The 22,599-nt window shown below is 62.7% G+C and carries 20 protein-coding genes; 15 read left to right on the plus strand and 5 right to left on the minus strand.

Annotated elements, in window-relative coordinates; genetic code table 11:
• The first annotated feature begins 109 nt into the window (after positions 1-109).
• From AC0L2U_RS13445 to gndA, 7 genes are all read left to right on the plus strand, one after another.
• The gene (locus AC0L2U_RS13445; RefSeq protein WP_127398733.1) at positions 110-1,012 is read left to right on the plus strand and encodes a GntR family transcriptional regulator; all 903 of its coding nucleotides are present in this window, start codon (positions 110-112) and stop codon (positions 1,010-1,012) included.
• A gap of 196 nt (positions 1,013-1,208) precedes the next feature.
• On the plus strand, positions 1,209-1,565 hold the full coding sequence (locus tag AC0L2U_RS13450) for a DUF2946 family protein (protein ID WP_473602018.1): 357 nt from the start codon (positions 1,209-1,211) through the stop codon (positions 1,563-1,565).
• Between the two features lie 97 nt (positions 1,566-1,662).
• Positions 1,663-2,202, plus strand: coding sequence for a copper chaperone PCu(A)C (locus AC0L2U_RS13455; protein WP_473602019.1), 540 nt, complete (start codon positions 1,663-1,665; stop codon positions 2,200-2,202).
• A 41-nt stretch (positions 2,203-2,243) separates the two neighbouring features.
• The gene (locus AC0L2U_RS13460) at positions 2,244-2,762 is read left to right on the plus strand and encodes a YcnI family copper-binding membrane protein (RefSeq protein ID WP_127321859.1); all 519 of its coding nucleotides are present in this window, start codon (positions 2,244-2,246) and stop codon (positions 2,760-2,762) included.
• A 53-nt stretch (positions 2,763-2,815) separates the two neighbouring features.
• Positions 2,816-4,453 (plus strand): copper resistance CopC/CopD family protein, encoded by a 1,638-nt coding sequence (locus tag AC0L2U_RS13465; protein WP_473563617.1) that lies wholly within the window; start codon positions 2,816-2,818, stop codon positions 4,451-4,453.
• 182 nt (positions 4,454-4,635) lie between these two features.
• A complete protein-coding gene (locus AC0L2U_RS13470; RefSeq protein WP_473602020.1) occupies positions 4,636-5,781 on the plus strand; it encodes a trypsin-like serine peptidase in 1,146 nt (381 codons plus the stop codon).
• Between the two features lie 230 nt (positions 5,782-6,011).
• Entirely contained in the window at positions 6,012-7,439 is a 1,428-nt protein-coding gene (gene gndA, locus AC0L2U_RS13475) for an NADP-dependent phosphogluconate dehydrogenase (protein ID WP_473602021.1), read from the plus strand.
• Between the two features lie 9 nt (positions 7,440-7,448).
• On the opposite strand, the gene AC0L2U_RS13480 is transcribed toward gndA, so the two are convergent.
• The gene (locus AC0L2U_RS13480; protein WP_473602022.1) at positions 7,449-8,504 is read right to left on the minus strand and encodes a LacI family DNA-binding transcriptional regulator; all 1,056 of its coding nucleotides are present in this window, start codon (positions 8,502-8,504) and stop codon (positions 7,449-7,451) included.
• A gap of 406 nt (positions 8,505-8,910) precedes the next feature.
• On the opposite strand from AC0L2U_RS13480, the gene AC0L2U_RS13485 reads away from it, so the two are divergent.
• The 7 genes from AC0L2U_RS13485 (at position 8,911) to mgrA (ending at position 16,271) form a co-directional block, all read left to right on the plus strand.
• On the plus strand, positions 8,911-10,149 hold the full coding sequence (locus AC0L2U_RS13485) for an ABC transporter substrate-binding protein (protein ID WP_473602023.1): 1,239 nt from the start codon (positions 8,911-8,913) through the stop codon (positions 10,147-10,149).
• 81 nt (positions 10,150-10,230) lie between these two features.
• Entirely contained in the window at positions 10,231-11,118 is an 888-nt protein-coding gene (locus AC0L2U_RS13490) for a carbohydrate ABC transporter permease (RefSeq protein WP_473602024.1), read from the plus strand.
• Between the two features lie 2 nt (positions 11,119-11,120).
• Entirely contained in the window at positions 11,121-12,053 is a 933-nt protein-coding gene (locus AC0L2U_RS13495; RefSeq protein ID WP_292695750.1) for a carbohydrate ABC transporter permease, read from the plus strand.
• A gap of 5 nt (positions 12,054-12,058) precedes the next feature.
• Positions 12,059-13,156, plus strand: coding sequence for an ABC transporter ATP-binding protein (locus AC0L2U_RS13500; protein WP_473602025.1), 1,098 nt, complete (start codon positions 12,059-12,061; stop codon positions 13,154-13,156).
• Positions 13,157-13,202: 46 nt separating this feature from the next.
• Positions 13,203-13,949: a sugar phosphate isomerase/epimerase family protein gene (locus AC0L2U_RS13505; protein WP_127809285.1), complete on the plus strand. Its 747-nt coding sequence runs from the start codon at positions 13,203-13,205 to the stop codon at positions 13,947-13,949.
• An 11-nt stretch (positions 13,950-13,960) separates the two neighbouring features.
• Complete coding sequence (locus AC0L2U_RS13510; RefSeq protein ID WP_473602026.1) at positions 13,961-15,103, plus strand: Gfo/Idh/MocA family protein; 1,143 nt, start codon at positions 13,961-13,963, stop codon at positions 15,101-15,103.
• Between the two features lie 121 nt (positions 15,104-15,224).
• Entirely contained in the window at positions 15,225-16,271 is a 1,047-nt protein-coding gene (gene mgrA / locus AC0L2U_RS13515; protein ID WP_256745389.1) for an L-glyceraldehyde 3-phosphate reductase, read from the plus strand.
• Between the two features lie 75 nt (positions 16,272-16,346).
• Here mgrA and AC0L2U_RS13520 read toward each other — a convergent pair whose 3' ends face one another.
• Positions 16,347-17,444 carry a S1 family serine peptidase gene (locus AC0L2U_RS13520; RefSeq protein ID WP_473602027.1) on the minus strand — a complete coding sequence of 366 codons (1,098 nt, stop codon included), beginning with the start codon at positions 17,442-17,444 and terminating at the stop codon, positions 16,347-16,349.
• 397 nt (positions 17,445-17,841) lie between these two features.
• Here AC0L2U_RS13520 and AC0L2U_RS13525 point away from each other — a divergent pair, with 397 nt between their 5' ends.
• Complete coding sequence (locus AC0L2U_RS13525) at positions 17,842-18,936, plus strand: trypsin-like serine peptidase (RefSeq protein WP_292658343.1); 1,095 nt, start codon at positions 17,842-17,844, stop codon at positions 18,934-18,936.
• Between the two features lie 63 nt (positions 18,937-18,999).
• Here the strand turns inward: AC0L2U_RS13525 and AC0L2U_RS13530 are convergent, their stop codons facing one another.
• The 3 genes from AC0L2U_RS13530 to AC0L2U_RS13540 all read right to left on the minus strand — a co-directional run bounded on the left by AC0L2U_RS13530 (position 19,000) and on the right by AC0L2U_RS13540 (position 22,402).
• Entirely contained in the window at positions 19,000-19,707 is a 708-nt protein-coding gene (locus tag AC0L2U_RS13530; RefSeq protein WP_128364506.1) for a DUF4760 domain-containing protein, read from the minus strand.
• Positions 19,704-20,084, minus strand: a complete 381-nt coding sequence (locus AC0L2U_RS13535; protein ID WP_127809291.1) for a hypothetical protein — start codon at positions 20,082-20,084, stop codon at positions 19,704-19,706. Before AC0L2U_RS13535 ends, AC0L2U_RS13530 begins: the two co-directional genes overlap by 4 nt.
• A gap of 122 nt (positions 20,085-20,206) precedes the next feature.
• On the minus strand, positions 20,207-22,402 hold the full coding sequence (locus AC0L2U_RS13540) for a caspase family protein (RefSeq protein ID WP_292635322.1): 2,196 nt from the start codon (positions 22,400-22,402) through the stop codon (positions 20,207-20,209).
• Positions 22,403-22,599: the final 197 nt, after the last annotated feature.

Below are 22,599 nucleotides of genomic sequence, written 5' to 3' on the forward strand. Positions count from 1 at the left end.
CCGCATGTCTGGGTTGTTCCGGGAAGCAATTTCGCTTCTCAGGGCCATGGGAACGTCATATTGCGCTTCAAACCGGCCGCCGCAAGCGACGGCGTGCAACGGGTCAGGGATGTCGAAGAGCAACAACGTCTACAAGGATGCCTACAACCGCTGCCTGCGGCTGCTCGACGAAACGCGCAGCCTGCCTTCGGAGCCGGAACTGGGCACCTTGCTTGGCGTCAGCCGTACGACCGTCCGCACCATTCTTGCGCGCATGGAAGAGACAGGGCTGATCGCCTGGGACAAGCGCGCCAAGACGGTGCTGCGCGAAGCGCGTCCGGACGATTTTTTCCCCGAAGAAGAGACCGACACGCTGGCCGAGATCATCGAACGGTCGTTCATGCGCAGGCTGCTCGCCGGCGGCGCCGAGGCCGGCATGCAGATCAACGAACTCGAACTGGCGCGTGAGATCGGCGTCGGCACCACCAGCGTGCGCGAGTTCCTGATCCGCTTCTCCCGCTTCGGCCTGATCGAGAAGCGCCGCAACAGCCATTGGGTGCTGAAGGGCTTTACCCGCGCCTTCGCGCTGGAGCTGACCGAAATCCGCGAAATGTTCGAACTGCGCTCGGCGGCCGCCTTCGCCGCTTTACCGCAGGACAGCGCGGTGTGGGCCGATCTAGATCGCCTTGAGGATGAGCATCGCCAGTTGGCAAACGACATCGCCACCCGCTTCACCGAGTTCTCCGAACTCGACGAGCGCTTCCACCGGCTCATCCACCGGGCGTCGCGCAACCGCTTCATCGTCGATTTCTACGATGTCATCGCCATGATCTTCCACTACCACTACCAGTGGAACAAGGCGCAGGAACGCGAACGCAACGAAGTCGCGATCGGCGAGCATCTGGTCTATATCGAGGCGCTGAAATCGCGCGACCTCGGCAAGGTCGACGCCGCCTGCCGCAAGCATCTGAAGTCGGCGCGCCAGACATTGCTGACCTCGATCCCGGAGAGCCGGTCGCTACAAAAATCCTGAGCCGCGCTGAGGCTCAGAGTCTTGTTTCATGCATGTCGTTGTCCCAAAATCGCCGCACACTTTTGGGCGACATGCATTGATATGCCGCGTTGGCGCCGCGGCGATTTGGCGATTTTCCACCCGCCAGCCCCGTGCTAGGAATGTCGCATTGCTGCGAAGAGGCAGGGCTTTGAGCGTATCGAGGAGACGGTGGAGCATGCCGGTCGCGCTGGTCGCGGCCTATCTGCTGTTGCTCCAGTCCACGCTCGGAGCATTCGCCTTCGGCACCGGTCCCAATGCATCGCAGCTCGACGCCTTTGGCAACGTCATCTGCACCCATGAGGGCGCAGCCCAGATTCCCGGCGGCAACCAGCAGCCGTCCCATCTTCCGGCATGCTGCGTGCTCGGCTGCAGCATGGTTTCGGCGGTCTTTGCGCCGCCGCCCGGTGCTGGCCTGGCGCTGGGCAGCCTTTCCTTCAAAACGGTCGCCTTTGTTTTTCCGGCGGCCATCCATCTCGACTTTGCGCGTGAGCGCTCGCCGTCGAACCCGCGCGCGCCGCCGCTGACGGCCTGAGCCTGTTTGCCCGGCGGAACTTTTCGTGGGCGTACCAATCCAAAGATCAAACTGCTCGCGACCGGCAACGGCGCGACCATCACTTCATGGAGCAACCATGTCCTATTTTTTCCCTGACGCCGCGCGTCTTGTGCCCGGCGGCATTCTACGCGGCATCGAAGAGCGTGTCGGCATTGCCGTGCTGGCTCTTGCGCTGCTGTTCACAGGCGCCCAGTCCGTCCTCGCGCATGAGTTCAAGGTTGGCGATCTTGAGGTCGGCCACCCTTGGTCGCGCGCCACACCGGCCGGCGCCAAAGTGGCCGGGGGTTATTTCACCGTCACCAACAACGGCAGTGCACCGGACCGGCTGGTGTCGATTTCCTCCGATGTTTCTGAAAAGACCGAGCTGCATGAGATGGGCGTCAAAGACGGCGTCATGACCATGCGGCCGGTTGCCGGCGGCCTGGAAATTCCGGCCGGCGGCAAGGTCGCCCTTGCGCCTGGCGGCTATCATTTGATGTTCATCGGCCTGAAGCGGCAACCCAAACAGGGCGAAAAGTTCTCCGCCACCCTGACCTTCGAAAAGGCCGGCGCCGTCAGCGTCGATTTCGCTGTCGAAGGCATGGGCGGTGGCGCCATGGACGATCACGCCAATTAACCGCGCCAGTTCGACAAATTTTGAAAATCCGAGGGACCATCATGAACAAATATGTTTTGTCGGCCGGCGCACTTCTCGCGCTCGGAACCAGCGCCGCCTTCGCGCATATCACGTTCGAAACCCAGGAGGCGGCGGTCGGCTCGACCTACAAGGCCGTTTTGCGGGTGCCGCATGGCTGCGAAGGCAAGGCGACGACCGCCGTGCGCGTGCAGATTCCGGAAGGGGTGATCGCGGTGAAGCCGATGCCGAAGCCTGGCTGGACGCTGCAGACCAAGAAGGGCAAGTACGACAAATCCTACCAGCTCTACGGTCAGGCGGTTGCCGACGGGGTCAAGGAGGTCGACTGGAGCGGCGGCAGCCTGCCCGATGAATTCTACGACGAGTTCGTCTTCCGCGCGACGTTGACGGCGGATCTCCCGGCGGGCCAAAAACTATACTTCCCGGTGGTGCAGGAATGCGACGGCGCCGCCGATCGCTGGATCGAGATCCCAGCGGCAGGACAGGATGAAGACGCGCTGGAAAGCCCGGCACCCGGCATCAAGCTGCTGCCGAAGAAATGATCTCCCAGGCGGCGCGCCCTTTCGAGCGCGCCGCTCCTTTTCGTGGCGGTGACATGGGCACGACCTCCTTCCTGCAAACGGCTTCCATGACCGGCCAACGCGCCGGCCGGCTTGCCGCCGGCCTGTTGGCCGTGATCGTGTTTCTTGCCAGCCTTGCCGTGTCGGATCAGGCCTTTGCCCATGCCGCGCTGATCAAGACCGACCCGGCCGACGGCGCGGTGCTGGCACAGGGGCCGGCGCAGTTCTCGCTGACCTTCAGCGAGCCGGTCTCGCCTCTGGTGCTGACGCTGGTGAAGCCCGACGGCAAGCCGGTTCCGCTAACGTCATTCCGGCTCAGCGACCAGACCGTCGAGATCGACAATCCGCAGCCACTCAAGTCCGGCACGCATGTCTTGAGCTGGCGAGTCATCTCCGCAGACGGTCATCCCGTCGGCGGATCGCTGCTGTTTTCCATCGGCGCGCCCAGCGAGCCGCCCGCCGTATCCGAAGCCGTCGACTGGCCGTTGCGGTCGGCTATCTGGACGGGCAAAATCTTTCTCTACGTCGGCCTTTTCCTCGGCGTTGGCGGCGCCTTCGCGCTTGCCTGGTTGGCAGGAAGTGGCCGTGCCGGGCAGCGCTTCGTTGCAGCTGCAATCCTGAGCGGGCTGGTCGCGTCGTGCCTGTCGCTCGGCTTGCAAGGTCTGGACGCATTGGGGGCGCCGCTCTCCCATCTGGCACAATCGGTCGTCTGGCGGACCGGGCTCGACACCAGTTTCGGCTGGACAGTGCTGGTCGCGCTGATCGCGCTGGGCCTTGGCCTGCTGTCGCTGGCCGGTCCCCGCGCCACCGCCAAACCATTGGCGCTGGTCGGCCTGGCCGGGGTGGGGGTTGCCCTTGCCGCCAGCGGCCATGCCAGTGCCGCCGAGCCGCAATGGCTGACGCGGCCGATGGTGTTCCTGCATGCCGTCTGCATCGCGTTGTGGGCCGGCGCATTGATCCCACTCGGGCTGGCGCTGAAGGGGCAATCGGCGGGGGCCACGCCATTCCTGCGGCGGTTTTCTTGGGCGATCCTGCCCGTGGTGGCCGTGCTTGCCGCTGCCGGCATCGTGCTTGCCGTCATCCAGGTGCAGACACCCGCGGCTTTGGTCGAGACCGCCTATGGAAGGCTGCTGCTTATCAAGCTGGGGCTGCTGGTCTTTCTGTTCACGCTTGCTGCCGTCAATCGCTGGAAACTCACCGCATCGGCCGAGGCGGGATCGACGGAAGTTCAACGCAGGCTGGTCCGCTCGATCGGCGTCGAGATGTTGATCGTGTTGGCGATTTTCGGCGTTGCCGCGGGCTGGCGCTTCACACCGCCGCCCCGAGCCCTGGCGATTGCGGCAGCGCAACCGGTGTCGGTTCATATCCACGCGCTGCAAGCGATGGCCGATCTCAGCATCACTCCCGGCCATGCCGGCCCGGTCGTTGCCTCGATGGTCATCATGAGCGGCGATTTCGGCCCGCTCGACGCCAAGGAGGTGACGCTTGTGCTGTCAAAACCCGATTCCGGCATCGAGCCGCTGAAGCGCGCTGCGAGCAAGCCCGGTGACGGCAGCTGGCGCGTCGACAACCTCGTCATCCCGGTGCCGGGCCGGTGGACGGTGCGCATCGACATCCTGGTCTCGGACTTCGAGATGGTGAAGATCGAGGCGCCCGTCGATATCAGGCCGTAGCGTCGGCCTTATTGTCCTCACGAAATAGCACCCGCAAAAAGGAGCGACCCAGTCGGCAAATGACGACTGTCAAAATGGTCGCTTTCGTTCGACCTTGGCGGCCATCACTTCGGTTTCGATGCCAATCGCGGTCGTCTCGCCCTATCGAGGCGCATTGGCAAGGGCAAGCTAGGACAAATCGCATGAAGAAGGATCAACGCCTCTCCACTGCGGGGAACGAGAATGCCGGGCGCAACAGGCGACCACCAAACCTCAAGGCGCTGGCTGCGCACAACGACCTTGGCGCTTTCATCGAAAAACTTGATCGTGATCCGACGGAGCCGATGCCTGTCGACATCATCAATCATCTCAGCCTGGGCCGATTTCCGGACGCCCGCAAGGTGGCTGAGCGGGTCTCTGCGCCGAAGGGCTATGTGCCGCGATTGGAATCGAGGCTCAACCTGCCTGTTGCGAAGGCCGTCGCGCGGCCTGAGGGCAAGCCGACGCGCACGGGCAGGCGAAACGAGGATCTGCTCAAGGCCTATGTTCCTCGCCATCTCGCCGTGCGAACGGTCCCACGGTTGCGACCGTTCTTTGCTGGACCGGACGGCGATATTGCCGTCAAGCGGTCGGGGCTTACGGCTATCGGCATGGATCTGGTGGCGTTTCCCTGGTCGGCGATAGGCCACATCCGCACCTTCTCCGAAGGCAAGGAGCTTCCAGGAGGCACCGCCTTCATGGTTGGGCCGAACCTGTTGATGACAGCCAGCCATGTCATGCCGTGGGACTACAGCGGCAACTGTCAAATCGAATTCACGCCGGCTATGTACCCGGGTCACTCCCCTCGCTTCGGCTCCACATGGGTCAGCGACTGGTATGGCGTCAGGCATGACGGCTTCTGGGATATGGCGTTCAAAGCGGATGCCAGCGACTATGCAATCTGCAGGACGATTGATCCGATTGGCAACGTCTGCGGCTGGCTGGGTACGCAGGCCTTCGACGACCACGATGAGTATTTCGACCATCTTTACATGAGCGCTGGCTATCCTGATTTCGCCGCCGGATACCCGGCTGTCGAGCTGGCTGCCTTCATCAGAGATGTCGACGGAGACAAGCATGCGCGCGAGCTTGAAACGACAAACTTCGCCGGCCACGGGTGGTCGGGAGGACCTCTGTTCGGCTTCATCCGCGACGACTGGCGCGTCGTGGGAGTTTGCCATGGCCAGGAAACCGAGTTCGTGGTTCCCTTCCCGCCTTGGAACCCGCCTTGGAATGTGAATCTGCTCTTTGCCGGAGGGGACGCAATGGTGGATTTGGTCTACCATGGTTATGCCAACTACAATTTCTGAACCCGCTTTTCCCTCGACGCCGGCACCTGAATTTCCCGGCGGCTGCGCCAATTGCCAATCTTCTCGGCTCTGGTCTTCACGTTCGATCCGCGCAACACAATTCGGCGAGGCGGTTGACGCGGCCCGAAAGGCCCGTCAATCATCCCGTGAAGAATGGCATCCCGTGATGAATGGGCATCCCCGCAAATCGCGGGCTCGAACCAACAAGATCCGAAAGCAGGGAAGAAACGATGGAAAATGCCGAAATCGGCCTGATCGGCCTTGGCACGATGGGCTCCAACCTGGCGCTCAACATCGCCGAGCACGGGCACCGCATCGCTGTCTTCAACCGCACCAGGGCGCGCACCGACGCTTTCATCGAGAATGCCGGCGCGCTCAGGGACATGGTCGTGCCCTGCTACAGCCTGGAAGAGCTTGCCGCCGCGATCCGGCCGCCGCGCCCGATCATCATCATGGTGCTGGCCGGCAAGCCGGTCGACGAACAGATCGCGGCTCTGCGCGGCGTTCTGTCGGCCAACGACATCGTCATCGACGCCGGCAATGCCAATTTCCGCGACACGATGCGGCGCTTCTCCGAGCTTTCCGGCTCGGACCTCACCTTCATCGGCATGGGCGTGTCCGGCGGCGAGGAGGGCGCGCGCCACGGGCCGTCGATCATGGTCGGCGGTACGGAGGACTCGTGGAAGCGCGTCGAGAAGGTGCTGACGGCGATCTCCGCCAAGTTCAAGGACGAACCCTGCGCGGCATGGCTCGGCACCGACGGCGCCGGGCATTTCGTCAAGACCATCCACAACGGCATCGAATATGCCGACATGCAGATGATCGCCGAAATTTACGGCATCTTGCGCGACGGCTTAGGCATGGGGCCGAAGGACATCGGCACGGTGTTTTCCAACTGGAACAAGGGCCGGCTCAATTCCTACCTGATCGAGATCACCGCCAAGGTGCTGGCGTCAGACGATCCGAAGACCGGCAAGCCGGTGGTCGACATCATCCTCGACCGCGCCGGCCAGAAGGGCACCGGCAAATGGTCGGTCATCGAGGCGCAGCAACTCGGCATTCCGGCGACGGCGATCGAGGCGGCGGTGGCGGCACGCGTTCTATCATCGATCAAGGACGAGCGGCTGGCGGCGGAAAAGGCCTATGGCAACGCCGGCGTCACGAAGATTTCAGGTGACAAGGATGCCCTGCTGAAAGAACTGGAACTGGCGCTGTTCGCCGGCAAGATCGCCGCCTACGCCCAAGGATTCGCGGTGATGAGCGGCGCCTCCAAGGAATTCAACTGGAACCTGCCGATGCCGACCATCGCCAGGATCTGGCGCGCCGGCTGCATCATCCGCTCGCAGATGCTCGACACCATGGCGGAAGCCTTCAGCAAGGGCGGCGCCTCGACCAACCTTCTGATGGCTCCGGCCTTCATCTCGCTGATGCAGGAAGCGCATCCGTCGCTGCGCCGCATCGTGGCGAGGGCTTCGGAGGCCGGTTCGCCGGTTCCGGCGCTGTCTTCCGCACTTGCCTATTTCGACAGCTACCGCCAGGGCCGCGGCACCTCGAACCTGATCCAGGCGCAGCGCGACTTCTTCGGCGCGCACGGCTTCGAGCGCATCGACGACAAGGGCGCTTTCCACGGGCCGTGGGGGAGCGGTGCGGCTGGCTAGCCCAAGGGCCTAAACGAAAACCGGCGGGCTGAACGCCTGAACCTCGCTGGTGGCGACCAGGCGCTGCAACGAGCCGGGTGCGGCGCCGCCGATCCAGCCGAGCACGGAGCGGGCGAGATCGGAGCCGGCCAGGCGGAAGTTCTCGTTGACGACGAGCAATTCCGGCCGGAACAGGTGCAACAGGTCCGACGACTGCTTGGACACGACATCGACGTCGCGGCCAAGCTTGAGGCCGGCATCCTCGATGCCGGCGACGATCGCCAGTGTCGCGGCGGCAGCGCTGCTGACGAAGCCGTCCGGCCTGTTCTCGCGACGCATCACCTGCGCGGTCCTGGTCCTGATCTGCTCGATCGTGTGATCGATGGAAACGGTGTTGAACGGAATTTCGCTGGCTCCGACCTCGCTCAGTGCATCGGCAAAGCCGTTCAGCGTGTGGCCATAATAGGTCAGCCCGGGCGGCGGCGACAGAAGCGCCAGCTTGTGCCTGCCCATACTCGCCAGGCGGCGCACGGCTTCCATCGCGAAAACATGGTTGTCGAAGTCATGGTAGGGATGGACGAGGCCCATGTCGGTGCGGCCATGCGTGGCAAAGGGCATGCCGTGCTCGAGCATGTAGCGGGCGCGCGGATCGTTCGGTTGGGTGCGCGAAATGATGACTCCGTCGGCCGAGCCGGTCTCGACGAGATAGCGGATCGGCTCCATCGGATCCTGCGAGCGGGAATAGGGCGTGACGATCAGGTGATAGGGCGTTTCGGCAAGCACTTCCGAAACGCCGTAGATGATGTCCGAGACGAAGCTCATGATCTCGCGGTCGGTGTTGAGCACGAGGCTGATGACATTGGTCCTGCCGGTGCGCAGACGCACGCCGGCGCGGTTCGGCCGGTAGCCGATCTGCTTGGCGACGAGCTGGACGCGGCGCCTGGTTTCGGCGCCGATTTCCGGGGCATCCTTCAAGGCGCGTGACACGGTGGTGACGCCGAGCCCGGTCATGAAGGCAAGCGTCTTCAACGTCGGCCGTCCCTGTGCCGAGGTCTCCCCGTTCTTGTCCGTACGCTGTCTGTCCATTCGTTCCGCCCGTCAGGCGCATAGCAGCCGCGAGCCATGTCGGCAATCGCCGTCATGGCGATACGATATGCGTTCCAGCCCCGGTAAAGTCTCAATATACTGAAACGTTACAGATTGCCATATCGAGTTACATGTCCCTCGTCCATGAGAGGTGGATGGTTCCTTTGCGAAACGCTTGGGATTCCAGGAGAAATCGCCTCTGCCGCCGCCTATTGCCCCCTATCAGGCGGCATTTGGGTGTTTGCGCCGCAGCAAGCCATGCTGCAGTGCATGAGAAGCGCGATTATCCATGCGAATTAGTTCGCGGCCCGAAAAAATATCGAGGGTGCTTCGTTGATGGGTTGCACAGCCCGCGCAATTGCCGTATCGAAAATCTGTAACGTTTCAGATTCTGGGAGGAGCCGAAATGCGATACAAACTTTTGACCGCTGCGCTGGCAGCGACGGCCGCGTTGCAGTTTGCCGGCCAGGCGGCCGCGACGGACCTGGAAGTCACCCATTGGTGGACGTCGGGCGGTGAGGCGGCGGCGGTTGCGGAACTTGCCAAGGCATTCGATGCGACCGGCAATCACTGGGTGGACGGCGCCATTGCCGGCTCCGGCGGCACGGCGCGGCCAATCATGATCAGCCGCATCACCGGTGGCGATCCGATGGGCGCCACGCAATTCAACCATGGCCGGCAGGCGGAAGAGTTGGTGCAGGCCGGCCTGATGCGCGACCTCACCGATGTCGCCACCAGGGGCAGGTGGACTGATGTCGTCCGGCCGAAGAGCCTGCTCGACGGCTGCACCATCGACGGCAAGATCTATTGCGTGCCCGTCAACATCCATTCCTGGCAGTGGTTGTGGCTGTCCAACGAGGCCTTCGAGAAGGCTGGCGTGCCGTTGCCGAAGGACTGGAATGAATTCGTGGCGGCAGCGCCGGCGCTGGAAAAGGCCGGCATCATCCCGCTCGCCGTCGGCGGACAGGCCTGGCAATCCTCCGGTGCCTTCGACGTCCTGCTTGCGGCTGTGGGCGGCACGGACACATTCCTCAAGGTCTACAAGGACAAGGATGCCAAGTTCGCCGCCGGGCCCGAAGTCGCCAAGGTCTTCAAGGCCGCGGACGATGCCCGCAAGATGGCGAAGAACACCAATGTGCAGGACTGGAACCAGGCGACCAACCTGGTCATCACCGGCAAGGCCGCTGGCCAGATCATGGGGGACTGGGCACAGGGCGAGTTTCAGGTTGCCGGCAAGACCGCGGGCAAGGATTACACCTGCCTGCCAGGCCTTGGGCTGAACGAGGTCATAGCCACGGGCGGCGATGCCTTCTACTTCCCGCTGCTCAAGGATGCCGACAAGAGCAAGGCGCAGGAGGTGCTGGCCGAGACGCTGCTCGATCCCAAGACGCAGGTTGCCTTCAATCTGAAGAAGGGATCCCTGCCGGTGCGCGGCGACGTCGATCTCAATGCGGCCAACGATTGCATGAAGAAGGGCCTCGCCATCCTTGCCAAGGGCGCCGTCATGCCGTGGACGGACCAACTGCTTTCGCAGGACACCCAGAAGCAGAAGGAAGACCTTTTCGCTGAATTCTTCGCCAAGCCGGAACTGACCGTCGAAGACGCGCAGAAGCGCTTCGCCGACCTCATCGCTTCGGCGGACTGACGCTGGAGGCAACCCACCTCGCTCCCGGCCTTGCGAATGCGGGGCCGGGAATGCACCGCCCTTACCCAGCCGGCTGACGAGATGAGCAAGAGCGCACGCCCCAACCTTCTGTTCCGCAACCTCAATGCGAAGGTCGCCTCGATCCCGATGATCCTCACCGCCATGGTGGTTTTCGTCGGCGGCACCGTTTGGACGGTGCTTTATTCCTTCACCAATTCGAAGCTCCTGCCGCGCCTGAATTTCGTCGGACTAGACCAGTATTACCGGCTGTGGGCGGCGCCGCGCTGGCTGATCTCGATCGAGAACCTGTTGATCTACGGCGCGATCTCGCTGGTGTTCTCGCTGGTCATCGGTTTTCTGCTTGCCGCGCTGCTCGATCAGAAGATCCGCTTCGAGGACACGTTCCGCACCATCTTCCTCTATCCTTTCGCGCTCTCCTTCATCGTCACCGGCCTGGTCTGGCAGTGGTTGCTCAACCCTGATTTCGGCATCCAGCATGTCGTGCGGGACTTAGGCTGGACGAGCTTCAGCTTCGACCCGCTCTATAATTCCAGCATCGTCATCTACGGCGTATCGATCGCTGCGCTGTGGCAAGGCACCGGGCTCATCATGTGCCTGATGCTGGCCGGTCTGCGCGGCATCGACGAAGATATCTGGAAGGCGGCGCGGGTGGATGGGATCCCGATGTGGAAGACCTATCTGTTCATCGTCATCCCGATGATGCGGCCGGTCTTCATCACCACGCTCGTCATCATCGCTTCCGGCATCGTCAAGGTCTATGACCTCGTCGTGGCCCAGACCAGCGGCGGCCCTGGCATCGCCTCCGAAGTGCCGGCCAAATACGTCTACGACTATATGTTCTTCGCCCAGAACCTCGGCCAGGGTTTTGCCGCCTCGACCATGATGCTGCTCTCGGTGGTGATCGTCATCGTGCCTTGGGCCTATCTCGAGTTCGGGCGACGCAAATGAGCATGGCAGACATCACCGCTCAAGCAAGCGTTGCCGCCGGCGCGCGCCAGGACATCGCAGGGCCCTACGGTCCAAAGCCGCGCCGCATGATTTCGCGCCGCAACGTCTTCCTCTACGGCACATTGTTCGTCATGGCGGTCTACTACCTCTTGCCGCTCTATGTCATGATCGTCACCTCGCTCAAGGGCATGCCGGAGATCCGGCTCGGCAACATCTTCTCACCGCCGCTCGAGATCACCTTCGAGCCGTGGGTCAAGGCGTGGTCGACGGCCTGCACCGGCCTTAACTGCGACGGGCTCTCGCGCGGCTTCTGGAATTCGGTGCGGATCACCGTGCCGTCGGTGCTGCTGTCGATCGCCATCGCCTCGGTGAATGGTTATGCACTGGCCAATTGGCGCTTCAAGGGCGCCGATACGTTCTTCATCATCCTGATCGTCGGCGCCTTCATTCCCTACCAGGTGATGATCTATCCGATCGTCATCATCCTGCGCGAGATCGGCCTCTATGGCAGCCTCAGCGGGCTGGTGATCGTCCATTCCATTTTCGGCATGCCGATCCTGACGCTGCTGTTCCGCAATTATTTCGCCTCGATGCCGGAAGAGCTGTTTCGGGCGGCACGCGTCGACGGCGCCGGCTTCTGGGGCATCTTCCTGCGCATCATGCTGCCGATGTCGCTGCCGATCTTCGTCGTCGCCATCATCCTGCAGGTGACCGGCATCTGGAACGACTTCCTGTTCGGCGTCGTCTACACCCGCCCCGACACCTATCCGATGACGGTGCAGCTCAACAACATCGTCAATTCGGTGCAAGGCGTGAAGGAGTACAACGTCAACATGGCCGCAACCATCCTGACCGGGCTTGTGCCGCTCATCGTCTACTTCATTTCCGGCAAGCTTTTCGTACGCGGCATCGCCGCCGGCGCGGTGAAGGGGTGACGGCGATGACGGCAGCCAATGATACCAGCGTTTCGATCCAGGACCTGTCACTGAATTTCGGTGCGGTGACCGTCCTGGAGACGCTCAATCTCGATGTCGCCGATGGCGAGTTCATCGTGCTGCTCGGGCCGTCCGGCTGCGGCAAGTCGACCTTGCTCAACTGCATTGCCGGCCTGCTCGATGTCTCCGAAGGCCGCATCTTCATCAAGGGCAAGAACGTCACCTGGGAAGAGCCCAAGGACCGCGGCATCGGCATGGTGTTCCAGTCCTATGCGCTCTATCCGCAAATGACGGTGGAGAAGAACCTGTCCTTCGGGCTGCGTGTCGCCGGCACGCCAAGAGAAGAGATCGCCAAGCGGATCGCGCGGGCGGCTGAAATCCTGCAGATCGAACCGCTGCTGCAGCGTAAGCCGGCCGCACTTTCCGGCGGCCAGCGCCAGCGCGTCGCCATCGGACGGGCGCTGGTGCGCGATGTCGACGTGTTCCTGTTCGACGAGCCGCTGTCCAATCTCGATGCCAAGCTGCGCGCCGAACTGCGCGTCGAGATCAAGCTGCTGCATCGCAAGCTGCAGAACACCATGATCTACGTCACCCACGACCAGATCGAGGCGATGACGCTGGCCGACCGCATCGCGGTGATGAAGGGTGGCGTCATCCAGCAGCTCGATGCGCCGCAGACCATCTACAACCGCCCGGTCAACCGCTTCGTCGCCGGCTTCCTCGGCTCGCCCGCAATGAACTTCGTCGATGGCCGCCTGGAAGACGCCGACGGCGGCTGGCGGTTCGCGGCCGAGGATATCAAGATCCCGCTCGGCACTTACGATTTTGCCAGGCCTCCGGCTCCCGGCCCCGTCACATTCGGTATCAGGCCCGAGCATGTTAGCCTGAATAGCGGCACCGGCTGGCCGTTCTCGATAGCCGCCAATGTCGAGGTGGTCGAACCCATGGGCTCCGACACGCTGGTCTGGCTGAAGCTTGCCCAGCAGAATTTCAGCGTCCGAGTGACCTCGGAACGCACGCCCACGAATGACGAGGCGGTGACGCTTGGCTTCGATCCGATGCGCGCTTCGCTTTTCGACACCGCAACCGGCACACGCATCTAGCTTCCGAGAACCAACCTTCCAATCCCCAAGCGAACGGACAGAGACGATGAATTGGTCATTCCAACTTTACAGCGCCCGCAATTTCCAACCCTGGGACGGTGTGCTCGCCATGCTCGGCAAGCTCGGCTACGCCCAGGTCGAAGGTTTTGGCGGCGTCTATGATGATCCCAAGGCATTCCGTGCGGAGCTCGACAAGAACGGGCTTGCCATGCCGACTGGGCATTTCTCGATCGATGCGCTCGAGAACGATTTTGACGGCGTGCGCAGAACCGCCGACGCACTCGGTATCACGCTGCTCATCTGTCCCTTCCTGATGCCCGATCAGCGGCCATCCGACGTGGCCGGCTGGCGCGGCTTCGGCGAACGCCTGGCCAGGGTCGGCGACGTCGCGAAAAAGGCCGGCTACGGCTTTGCCTGGCACAATCATGATTTCGAGTTCAAGAAACTTGCCGACGGATCGGTGCCGCAGGATCACATCCTGTCATCCGCGCCCGATGTCAGCTGGGAGATGGACGTTGCCTGGGTGGTGCGCGGCGGCGATGATCCGTTGTCGTGGATCGAAAAGCACGGCAAGCGCATCAGCGCCGTCCACGTCAAGGACATGGCCAAGCCCGGCGAGGGGCTGGATGAGGATGGCTGGTCGGATGTCGGCCATGGCACCATCGACTGGGCCGGCCTGATCAAGGTGTTGCGTGCCAAGAGTGCTGCCCAATACTACGTCATGGAACAGGACAACCCCAACGACATCGAGCGTTTCGCCCGCCGCTCCATCGCAGCCGCCAAAACCTATTAGGAGCAATCAGCATGGCAAAGAAACTTGGCATCGGCGTGATCGGCTGCGGCAACATCTCGAAAGCGTATTTTTCGCTGGCGCCGCTGTTTCGCGGCATCGAAATGCGTGCGTGCGCCGACATCAACATGGAGGCGGCCAAGGCGCGGGCGAAGGAGTTCAAGCTGCGCGCCGAGACCGTCGAAGACCTGCTCAAGGCCGACGACATCGACATCATCGTCAACCTGACCATCCCGGCGGTGCACTACGAAGTATCGAAGCAGATCCTCGACGCCGGCAAGCACGTCTATTCGGAAAAGCCGTTCGTGCTGTCGGTCAAGGAAGGGCTCGACCTTAAGAAGCGGGCGGAGAAAAAGGGCCTGCGGATCGGCTCGGCGCCAGACACTTTCCTCGGCGGCGCGCACCAACTGGTGCGCAACCTGATCGACACCGGCAAGCTTGGCAAGGTCACGAGCGGTACCTGCCATGTCATGGGCCACGGCATGGAGCATTGGCATCCCAATCCGGATTTCTTCTTCCAGCCGGGCGCCGGTCCCGTGCTCGATATCGGGCCTTACTACATCACCAATCTGATCCAGCTGATCGGACCGGTGAAACAGGTCGCGGCCTTCGCGACGACGCCGGCCAAGGAGCGGACGATCAGTTCAAAGCCGCGCTCGGGTGAAAAGATACCGGTCAACACGCCGACGACCATCCATGGACTGCTGGAGTTCGAGAACGGTGCCGTTATAACGCTCAACACCAGCTGGGACGTCTGGGCCCACGGCCACGCGCCGATGGAACTCTATGGCGAGGCGGGTACGGTGTTCGTGCCGGACCCGAACTTCTTCGGTGGTGACGTTCGCTTCACCGACGCGGCCAAGCCGGTCAAGAAGCTGCCGAACTGGCCGCATCCGTTCGGCGTGCCCAACGAGATGCATTCGCAAGGCATGATGGCCAACTACCGCACATCGGGCCTCGCCGACATGGCAGTGGCGATCGCGGAAGGCCGACCGCATCGCTGTTCGATGGAGCTGGCGCTGCACGCCGTCGACGTGATGACCGGGCTGTTGCGCTCCGGCGAAACCGGCAAGTTCGTCGCCATGCAGACCACTTGCGAACGGCCGGCCGCACTTGGCGTCAAGGAAGCCAAGGCGCTTTTGGCGAAGAAGAAATAGGGCAGCACACCTCAACCCTCTCCCCGTTCCGACGGAGAGAGGGTAAAGGTGAGGGGCAGAGCCAACTCGCCGCGTTGTCGCGATGCAGCCGACCGGCTCGCTTCCATTTGAGGATTTTCCGATGCCCTACACGCCTGCCGAAAACCGCTATGAAAAAATGATCTACAACCGCTGTGGCCGCTCCGGCCTGAAGCTGCCGGCAATCTCGCTCGGCCTGTGGCATAATTTCGGCAACGACACGCCGCACAGGACCAAGCAGGCGATCGCGCGCAAGGCCTTCGACCTCGGCATCACGCATTTCGACCTTGCCAACAATTACGGTCCGCCACCCGGCTCGGCCGAGACCGCTTTCGGTGAAATCCTGCGCACCGACTTCGCCGCCTACCGCGACGAGCTGATCATCTCGACCAAGGCCGGCTACGAGATGTGGGCCGGACCCTACGGCGAATGGGGCGGGCGCAAATACATTCTGGCCAGCCTCGACCAGAGCCTGAAGCGCATGGGGCTCGACTATGTCGATATCTTCTATTCGCATCGTTTCGACCCCGACACGCCGCTGGAAGAGACCATGGGCGCGCTCGACCATGCCGTGCGCTCGGGCAAGGCGCTCTATGCCGGCATCTCGTCCTACAATTCGCAGCGCACACGCGAGGCCGCCGATATCTTGAAGCAGCTTGGCACGCCTTGCGTCATCCACCAGCCGAGCTATTCGATGCTGAACCGCTGGGTGGAGGAAGATGGCTTGCTCGACACGCTCGAAGGGCTCGGCGTCGGCTCCATCGTGTTCTCGCCGCTGGCGCAAGGCATGCTGACCAACAAGTATCTCGGCGGCATTCCCGATGGCAGCCGTGCCTCCCAGGGCAAGTCGCTGAAGACAGCCTTCATCAACGACAAGACCATCGCCAACATCAAGGCGCTCGACGCCATCGCCGGCAAGCGCGGGCAGACGCTGGCGCAGATGGCGCTGGCCTGGGTGCTGCGCAAGGGCAGGGTGACATCGGCGCTGATCGGCGCCAGCCGGCCGGAGCAGGTCGAGGACTGCGTCGGCGCGCTCAAGGTGCTCGATTTCAGCGATGCCGAACTCGCCGAGATCGACACCTATGCGCGCGAATCCGACATTAATCTGTGGGCGGCTTCCGCCGAGCGCAAAGGCCCGCCGCGAAAATAAGTCCTCTCGATAAGCCGGCAAGCAAAACGGCGGGAACCTCTCCCGCCGTTTTGCTTGAAAGCGAACAGCGCTGCTTCAGGGCGTTTTCGGTTTCTGGGCGGTGCCCAGTCCCGCCTTGGGCTTTGCCGGCGCCGGAGCCGAGGTCTTCATCTTCGCCTCGATCCAGCCGGTGTAGTTGGCCAGCCGCGTGTAGATGCCGTAGGCCTCCTTGTGGCCGCACGCCGCACTGCCGTCAGCCGGGCCTTCGCCCCAGCTGACGACGCCGACCTGGACCGGGCCTTCGGCACCGGTCATGAACAGCGGGCCGCCGCTGTCGCCGTTGCAGGCATCGCGCACGCCGCTGGTGGTGCCGGCGCAGATCATGTTGCCGGTCAGCGGGTCGGTCATGTCGGCGGTGATCGCATTGGCGGCCGCGTCGATGCCTTTTTCCGAATAGCGCATACGGCGGGACAGATCACCGAGCGCTGCCTTCAGATCACGCGCATAGATGGCCTTGATGCCGCTGTTGCAGGCCTGGTTCGGCTGCAGGTCGAGATCGACAACCATCAGCGTGGTCGGAAAGGTGCCGTCCTGCATCTTGCCCCAGCCGGTGACGGTCGTCTTGCCGGTGTCGGGGGTTGCCTCATGGGCGACCTTGATGGTCGGCGCGTCGGCCGGTTCGGCAAGCCGGAGCAGGGCTAGATCGTTGTCGAGCGTTTGCTCGCTGTAGGCTTCGTTGACGATGACCTCCACCACCTTGTGGCGCTTGCCCTCGCTGAGATCGGTTGCACCGGTCAGCACGGTGACGCTCTCCGGCGAAACCGGCTGACCCTTGTCGTTGAGGCAGTGTGCTGCCGTCAGCACCCATTGCGGCGCGATCAGGCTGCCGCCGCAGAATTGGGCATTGGCCTGCGAGGCCGGGTTCTCGTCCAGCCTGTCGGTGGTGAGCAGCGCGACCTGGAACGGGTAGGCTCCCTTTTCGGCCTGGTTGCCGCCATAGACGCGGTCGGCCGCGTCGGGGTTCTCCGCCGCGGCTTTCGCCCTGGCTTCCGTCACGCGCTTCATTGGCGAGACCGCTGCCTCCGGTCGGGCGACTGCTTCGTCGGCCTGGGTGGAATTGGCTGCCGCAAGGGCGGCTGCGATGCCGAGCAGCGATGCAGCGGCGATCGGCCTGAACCGATGGATGATGTTCATCTGAAGCCCTCCTGATATGTACCCGAGCGGACCAGCCCCGGCGCATGATCAACAAAGCAAGCCTCAGACTGGTGGTCAGGCCGCGCAGCTTTCGTTGTAGCGGCACGGCAGGGACACCAAGTCAGGCACTGCTTCGCGTATCGCGTTCCTGTGCAGACCCCGTTCAAAACCCTATAGCCCCCCACGGGCTATGTGGAAGCTAATTGTCATTCCAATGTTGTATTAATTTAGGCAATATATCCGCGCGGGTGTCTTTAGCGGGGGCTTTTGACCGACCGCATAGGCGATGGTCATATTTCAAGTGCGGTAACCAAACTCCTTTTTCGACGCCACCACGATCTCGACAATATTTCTGTATTTTGATCCAGTCCTTGCTGACTTTTGGGAGAGTCTCACCATGACAAAACTGACAAACGCACTCATTGCGTCCACATTGCTTTACACCGCAATGTGGACGGTTCCGGCTTTCGCCGCCGATCCTGGCTCCGCCAGCGCCGGCAATGGCGAAAGCGCGCGCGACGTGACTTCAGGCGACTACAAGCCCGGGCGGGCAAAGCCGATCGCGCCACCGAAGCTGACCGACGAAGACAGCCGCGCCGCGCCGCTTGCCGACGAGGCAACGGCTGTCAAATCCTACGGCATCGTCGGACGGTCCGCCGATGGCAAGGAGATCAAGATCGAGCCGAGCGAAGCGCTGCGGGAGCTTATCATCAAGGAACTGAACGCTCCGGCCACCGGAAAAGACGGGGCCGAGCGCAAGACCGAGGATCCGGACCTCGGCGAAGGCGAAGCCGGCCGTCAGGTCTTCGGCACCGACGATCGCGAGCAGGTCAAGAACACCAAGACCTATCCGTTCTCGGCAATCGGCTATCTCGAAGCTAAATCGCCGAAGACGGGCAGCTTCGGCAGCTGTTCGGCAACGCTGATCGGCCCGCGCACGGTGCTCACCGCCGCGCACTGCCTCTACAGTCATGAGGACAAGGATTGGCTCTCCGACTATCTGTTCGTGCCGGGGCTGAACGGCAGCACGGCCGACGACGCACCGTTCGGCGCCTTCGCCTTCGAAAGCGCCTATGTGCTGCAAGGCTTCATCGACAACTACCAGGGTTATTATGGTTCGGTCCTGCTGTGGGATCTCGGCGTCGTCACGCTAAAGCAGGATGTCGGCACCAATCTCGGCTGGCTGGGCTATGCCAACTATGAGGATCTCGGCGATTTCACCGCCAATCTCGTCGGCTATCCCGGTGACAAGCCGATGGGCACGATGTGGAAGGCAAACTGCGAAGTGCATGCCGAAAACATCGCGCCGGAATATTTCCAGTACGACTGCGATACGTTCCCAGGGTCGAGCGGCAGTTCGGTCTATGCCTACGATAACAAGGCCAAGCAGCGCATCGTCACCGGTGTCAACGTGGCGGAAAGCCCCGACGCGAACACCGCCGTGCGCCTCAACGCTGCCAACGTCCAGTGGATCAACAGCCTGTATAAATAATCGCTGCGCATTCGCGGTGGAGACAAAGGCGGCGGCGCAATCCCGCCGCCTTTTTTCGCGCCGCTATTTGGCTGCGGGTGCAGGCGGGCCGTTGCGCACATAGTTCTCGATTGCCGAAGCGAAAGTGGGAGAACCCGCCTTGCGCTGCTTGTCTATGTAGCCGGCAAAATAGCTCCAGAACGAGACGGCATAGTCGCGGAAATAGGCGTCGGTCACCTTGCGCGAACACAAATCGCCGTCGACACAGAAGGACAGACGGTTGAGGAAATAGACGATGCGGTCGAAATTCTCGCTGAAATCGGCGAGCGGCATGTCGCCGCCGGAGGCGGTCATCGCCTCGATGCCGATCCGTTGCCGGAACACCTGCTCCTCGGTCGGCGAGGGGTTGGCGCTGAGCAGATTATCATATTTGGCGTTGAGGCCCGTCAGACGATCTTTCAGCGCGCGCTGCGCCTGCTGGTAGTCCTTGTTTTCCCAGAGTTCGACAAGCGACATGGTCTGCTCGACGCGCTTCTGTTCCTGGTTGGCCAGGAACTGATAGATCGAAAACATCAAGGTGAAGATGATGGCGAGACGCACCGCCATGCCCGACCAGGCATAGACCAGCATGCGCCAGTCGGGGTCGGTGAAGGGATTGCTCTCCTTCTTGATCTCGTGGGCGCTTGGCCAAGGGAAACCTTCGGTGGTTTCCGGCAGCGCCGTTTTGCCGGCCGGCGCCTTTGCTGGTGCGGCGGCTGCTGTTTGCCTGGTGTTGCCCGTTGGCTTCTTCATCCGCAGCTGTCCAGTTCAATGGTGGCGGAGGGATCCAGCACAATGCCCGGCGTCTCCAGCTTCCGTTTCAGGCATTCCAGTTGCAGGCGCGAAATCATGAACTGTACGTCGGGCTCCGCCGCCCCCTTGTTGGGGGACGGCAAGGCTTCGACGACGCCGCGCGAGGCGCAGTTGCTGAGATCGACGATAACCGCGTCGCTGCCGCTTTTGGCGAACTGGTCGTACTGATCGAGAAAACACGTCGCCAGTTCCGAGTTGGTGACGATCTGCTTGACGCACAGGCCGCAGGCCTCGTCCGCCGAAGCGTTGGCGATCAGCAACAGGCCGCCGGCAAGGCCGGTTACCGTTCCACGCCAGGAAAACACAGAATTCTTCACAATCGATCCTATCCGTTTCATCCGGCCGTCATGCGCCAGGACGCGGCCGGGAATGTTCTCATATCGCGCCGATCGCGCAAGAGCCGCCACAGAGCCATATGGCCCTGGTCGCCGACATCCGCTCAGGCGCGCGGCACCGTTTCCATCGGGAAGATCATCACCGCGCCTTTCGGGCCGCTCTTGTCGGCAAGCCGCATCACCGAGCGGGTGGCCGGCGCCATGCCGAGATCGGTCAGCATGTCGGAGAAGCCGGCGGAGCCCGTTCCACGCGTCGCCGAGGCGACGCCGTCCTGTGCCAGGAAGCTCAGATCCTGCTTCTCGCTCTCCGGCGGCGCCTCGGTCAAAACAGCGATCATCCGCTCCATGCCGAAACTGGTGTCGGTGAAAGCCAGCAGCCCCTCTTCGAGCGTGGCCTGCGGGGCGAGGCGTTCGGCAACGATATGAGTGATCGAATAGTCGCTGCCGACATAGAGCACGTTGATGTCGACCAGCAGGTCCGAGCCGTTCTTGGCCAGCACATGCACTTCGTCGCCCGGCGAGACGCGCGGCACAACCGAAGCCTGCAGCGGTTCGAGGCCATCCTTGTCGCGACGTTTGACCTGGAACTGGACGTCGACGTCCTCGGGCTTGTAGTCTGAGGCCGCCGCCAGCCGCGAAAGCCCGGTGGCACGGAAGATGGTGCGCAGGTTCCTGGCCGTTGCATCGGCCAGCTTGTGGCGGTCGTGAATGATGATCAGCGGCGGTTTGCCGCCCTCCTTCAGGCTCACGTCGCCCGACGCCGGCAGGAACCACAGCGCCGGCTTGTCGGTCGCATCCTTGACGCCGGGAACGGCATTCTCGCGCATCACCGCGAGGCGAAGGTCGGCGCTCTTGCCGGGCTCGACCAGCTCGATGTTGAAGCCGGTCTCCCTGGCTGTGGCCAGTTCGTCGAGAACCGCATTGACCAGAGCGGTTTCCTTCTCAAGTCCCTTGGCTATGGCCGGCCGCGCCAAGACGAGCTTGTAGTCGACGGCGATCTCCGCCACCCGCGCATAGGCGTTGGCGGGAATGTCGGCGACTTCGAGCGCCGGCTTCTTGTCGAACTCGACCGGCTTGACGCGACTTTCCAGGTTTTTTGCCGACTGCACTTCGAGATAGCCGACCGCGTCGGACAGCGGCGATAACGCCGACGGCAGGATGGCGAGCTTGCTGCCGGGGGTGAGGCGATGCAGCAGCCCGGCGCCGATCGTCGCTTCGCCGTCCTTGATGACGACAGGCCACTGCATGAGTGCATCGGTCTTGTCGGTGCCGAAGACGCGGGCATCCAGTTCGCCCTCGAACAGCGGTGTCGGCCGGGTGCGGCTGTCGGCCGAATATTGCTGCAGCACGGCCTGGCCGAGCTGGCGATAGGTTACGTTGGGATTCTCGGCCAGTTTGGACAGGATGGTGAAGGTGAACAGGCCCAAGCGCGGCGCATCCGCGATGCCCTTGGGCAACGGCATCTCGGGCGTCGTCTCCACCGTCTGCGCGGCATAGAAGGCGACCAGCTTGCCCTTGGTGATCGGTTCGCCACCGGTCGGCGTCAGGGTGAAGGCGGGCTTGCGCGTGCCATTGTCGTCGATGCCGCGCGAGCCGGCGACCGAAATCACCTCGTCATAGGCCTTGATCGCGGCAGCCCGCTCGGCCTCGTTGCCGCCGACCAGGTCGGCGAACTCGACCTTGCGCTCCAGCTCGTCATCGACCTCGACGGCGCGTGTCGCGGTTCCGGAATGGCAGCAGTCGAACACAACCCAGACGAAAGCACCCTTGTCGCGGATGGCGTCGAGTGCCGCGCCGATTTCGTTGTCGATCAGCGCATTGGGCACGCCGGCATCGCGGTTGATCCATTTGCCGATATCGACGGGCAGGAAGATCTCGTCGAGCCCGTCGGTTTCGTCGCCCTTGACCATCTGCGGCTGCTGGGCACCGTGACCGGACAGATGCAGATAGACGAAATCGTCGCGCTGGACCTTGGCGGCAAGGTCGGCCAATGCAGCCTTGATCGCCGCATGGGTCGGCAGGCCACTGGCGCCGGGGACATCCTTGGCGAGCAGCGTGACGTTTTCCGGCGCGAAGCGCACGGGGTCGGGCACATTCTTCAGGAGATAGTCGCGGACGAGGGCTGCATCGTTCTTCGGCCCGACAAGCCAGTTCCTCTGCGGCAGGTTGGGATATTCGGTGCAGGCGACCAGCAGCGCATGGTAGGTGCGCGATGCGGCCATGGTCCGGAACGATACCATGCCGGCCATGGTCAAGGCGGACGTGCCGACCAGCAGCGTCCGCCGCGTCAATTTGATCATGATTGCTTCCCCAAGCCCGACCGAATTTCCAAGCGCGGCAATCCTTGCCGAAGATATTGTCAGTATTTTGAACGTCACATCGCAGAGCAACCTGCCTGTTGCCCCGCTCCGATCGATGTTCTCGACCGCCTCGCGGGCAGAATGCTGGAAACAGTAGCAAAAATGCCTGTTCGTCGCTATCTGGATGGGACATGGAT

The sequence above is a fragment of the Mesorhizobium sp. WSM4808 genome (genome assembly GCF_055811675.1).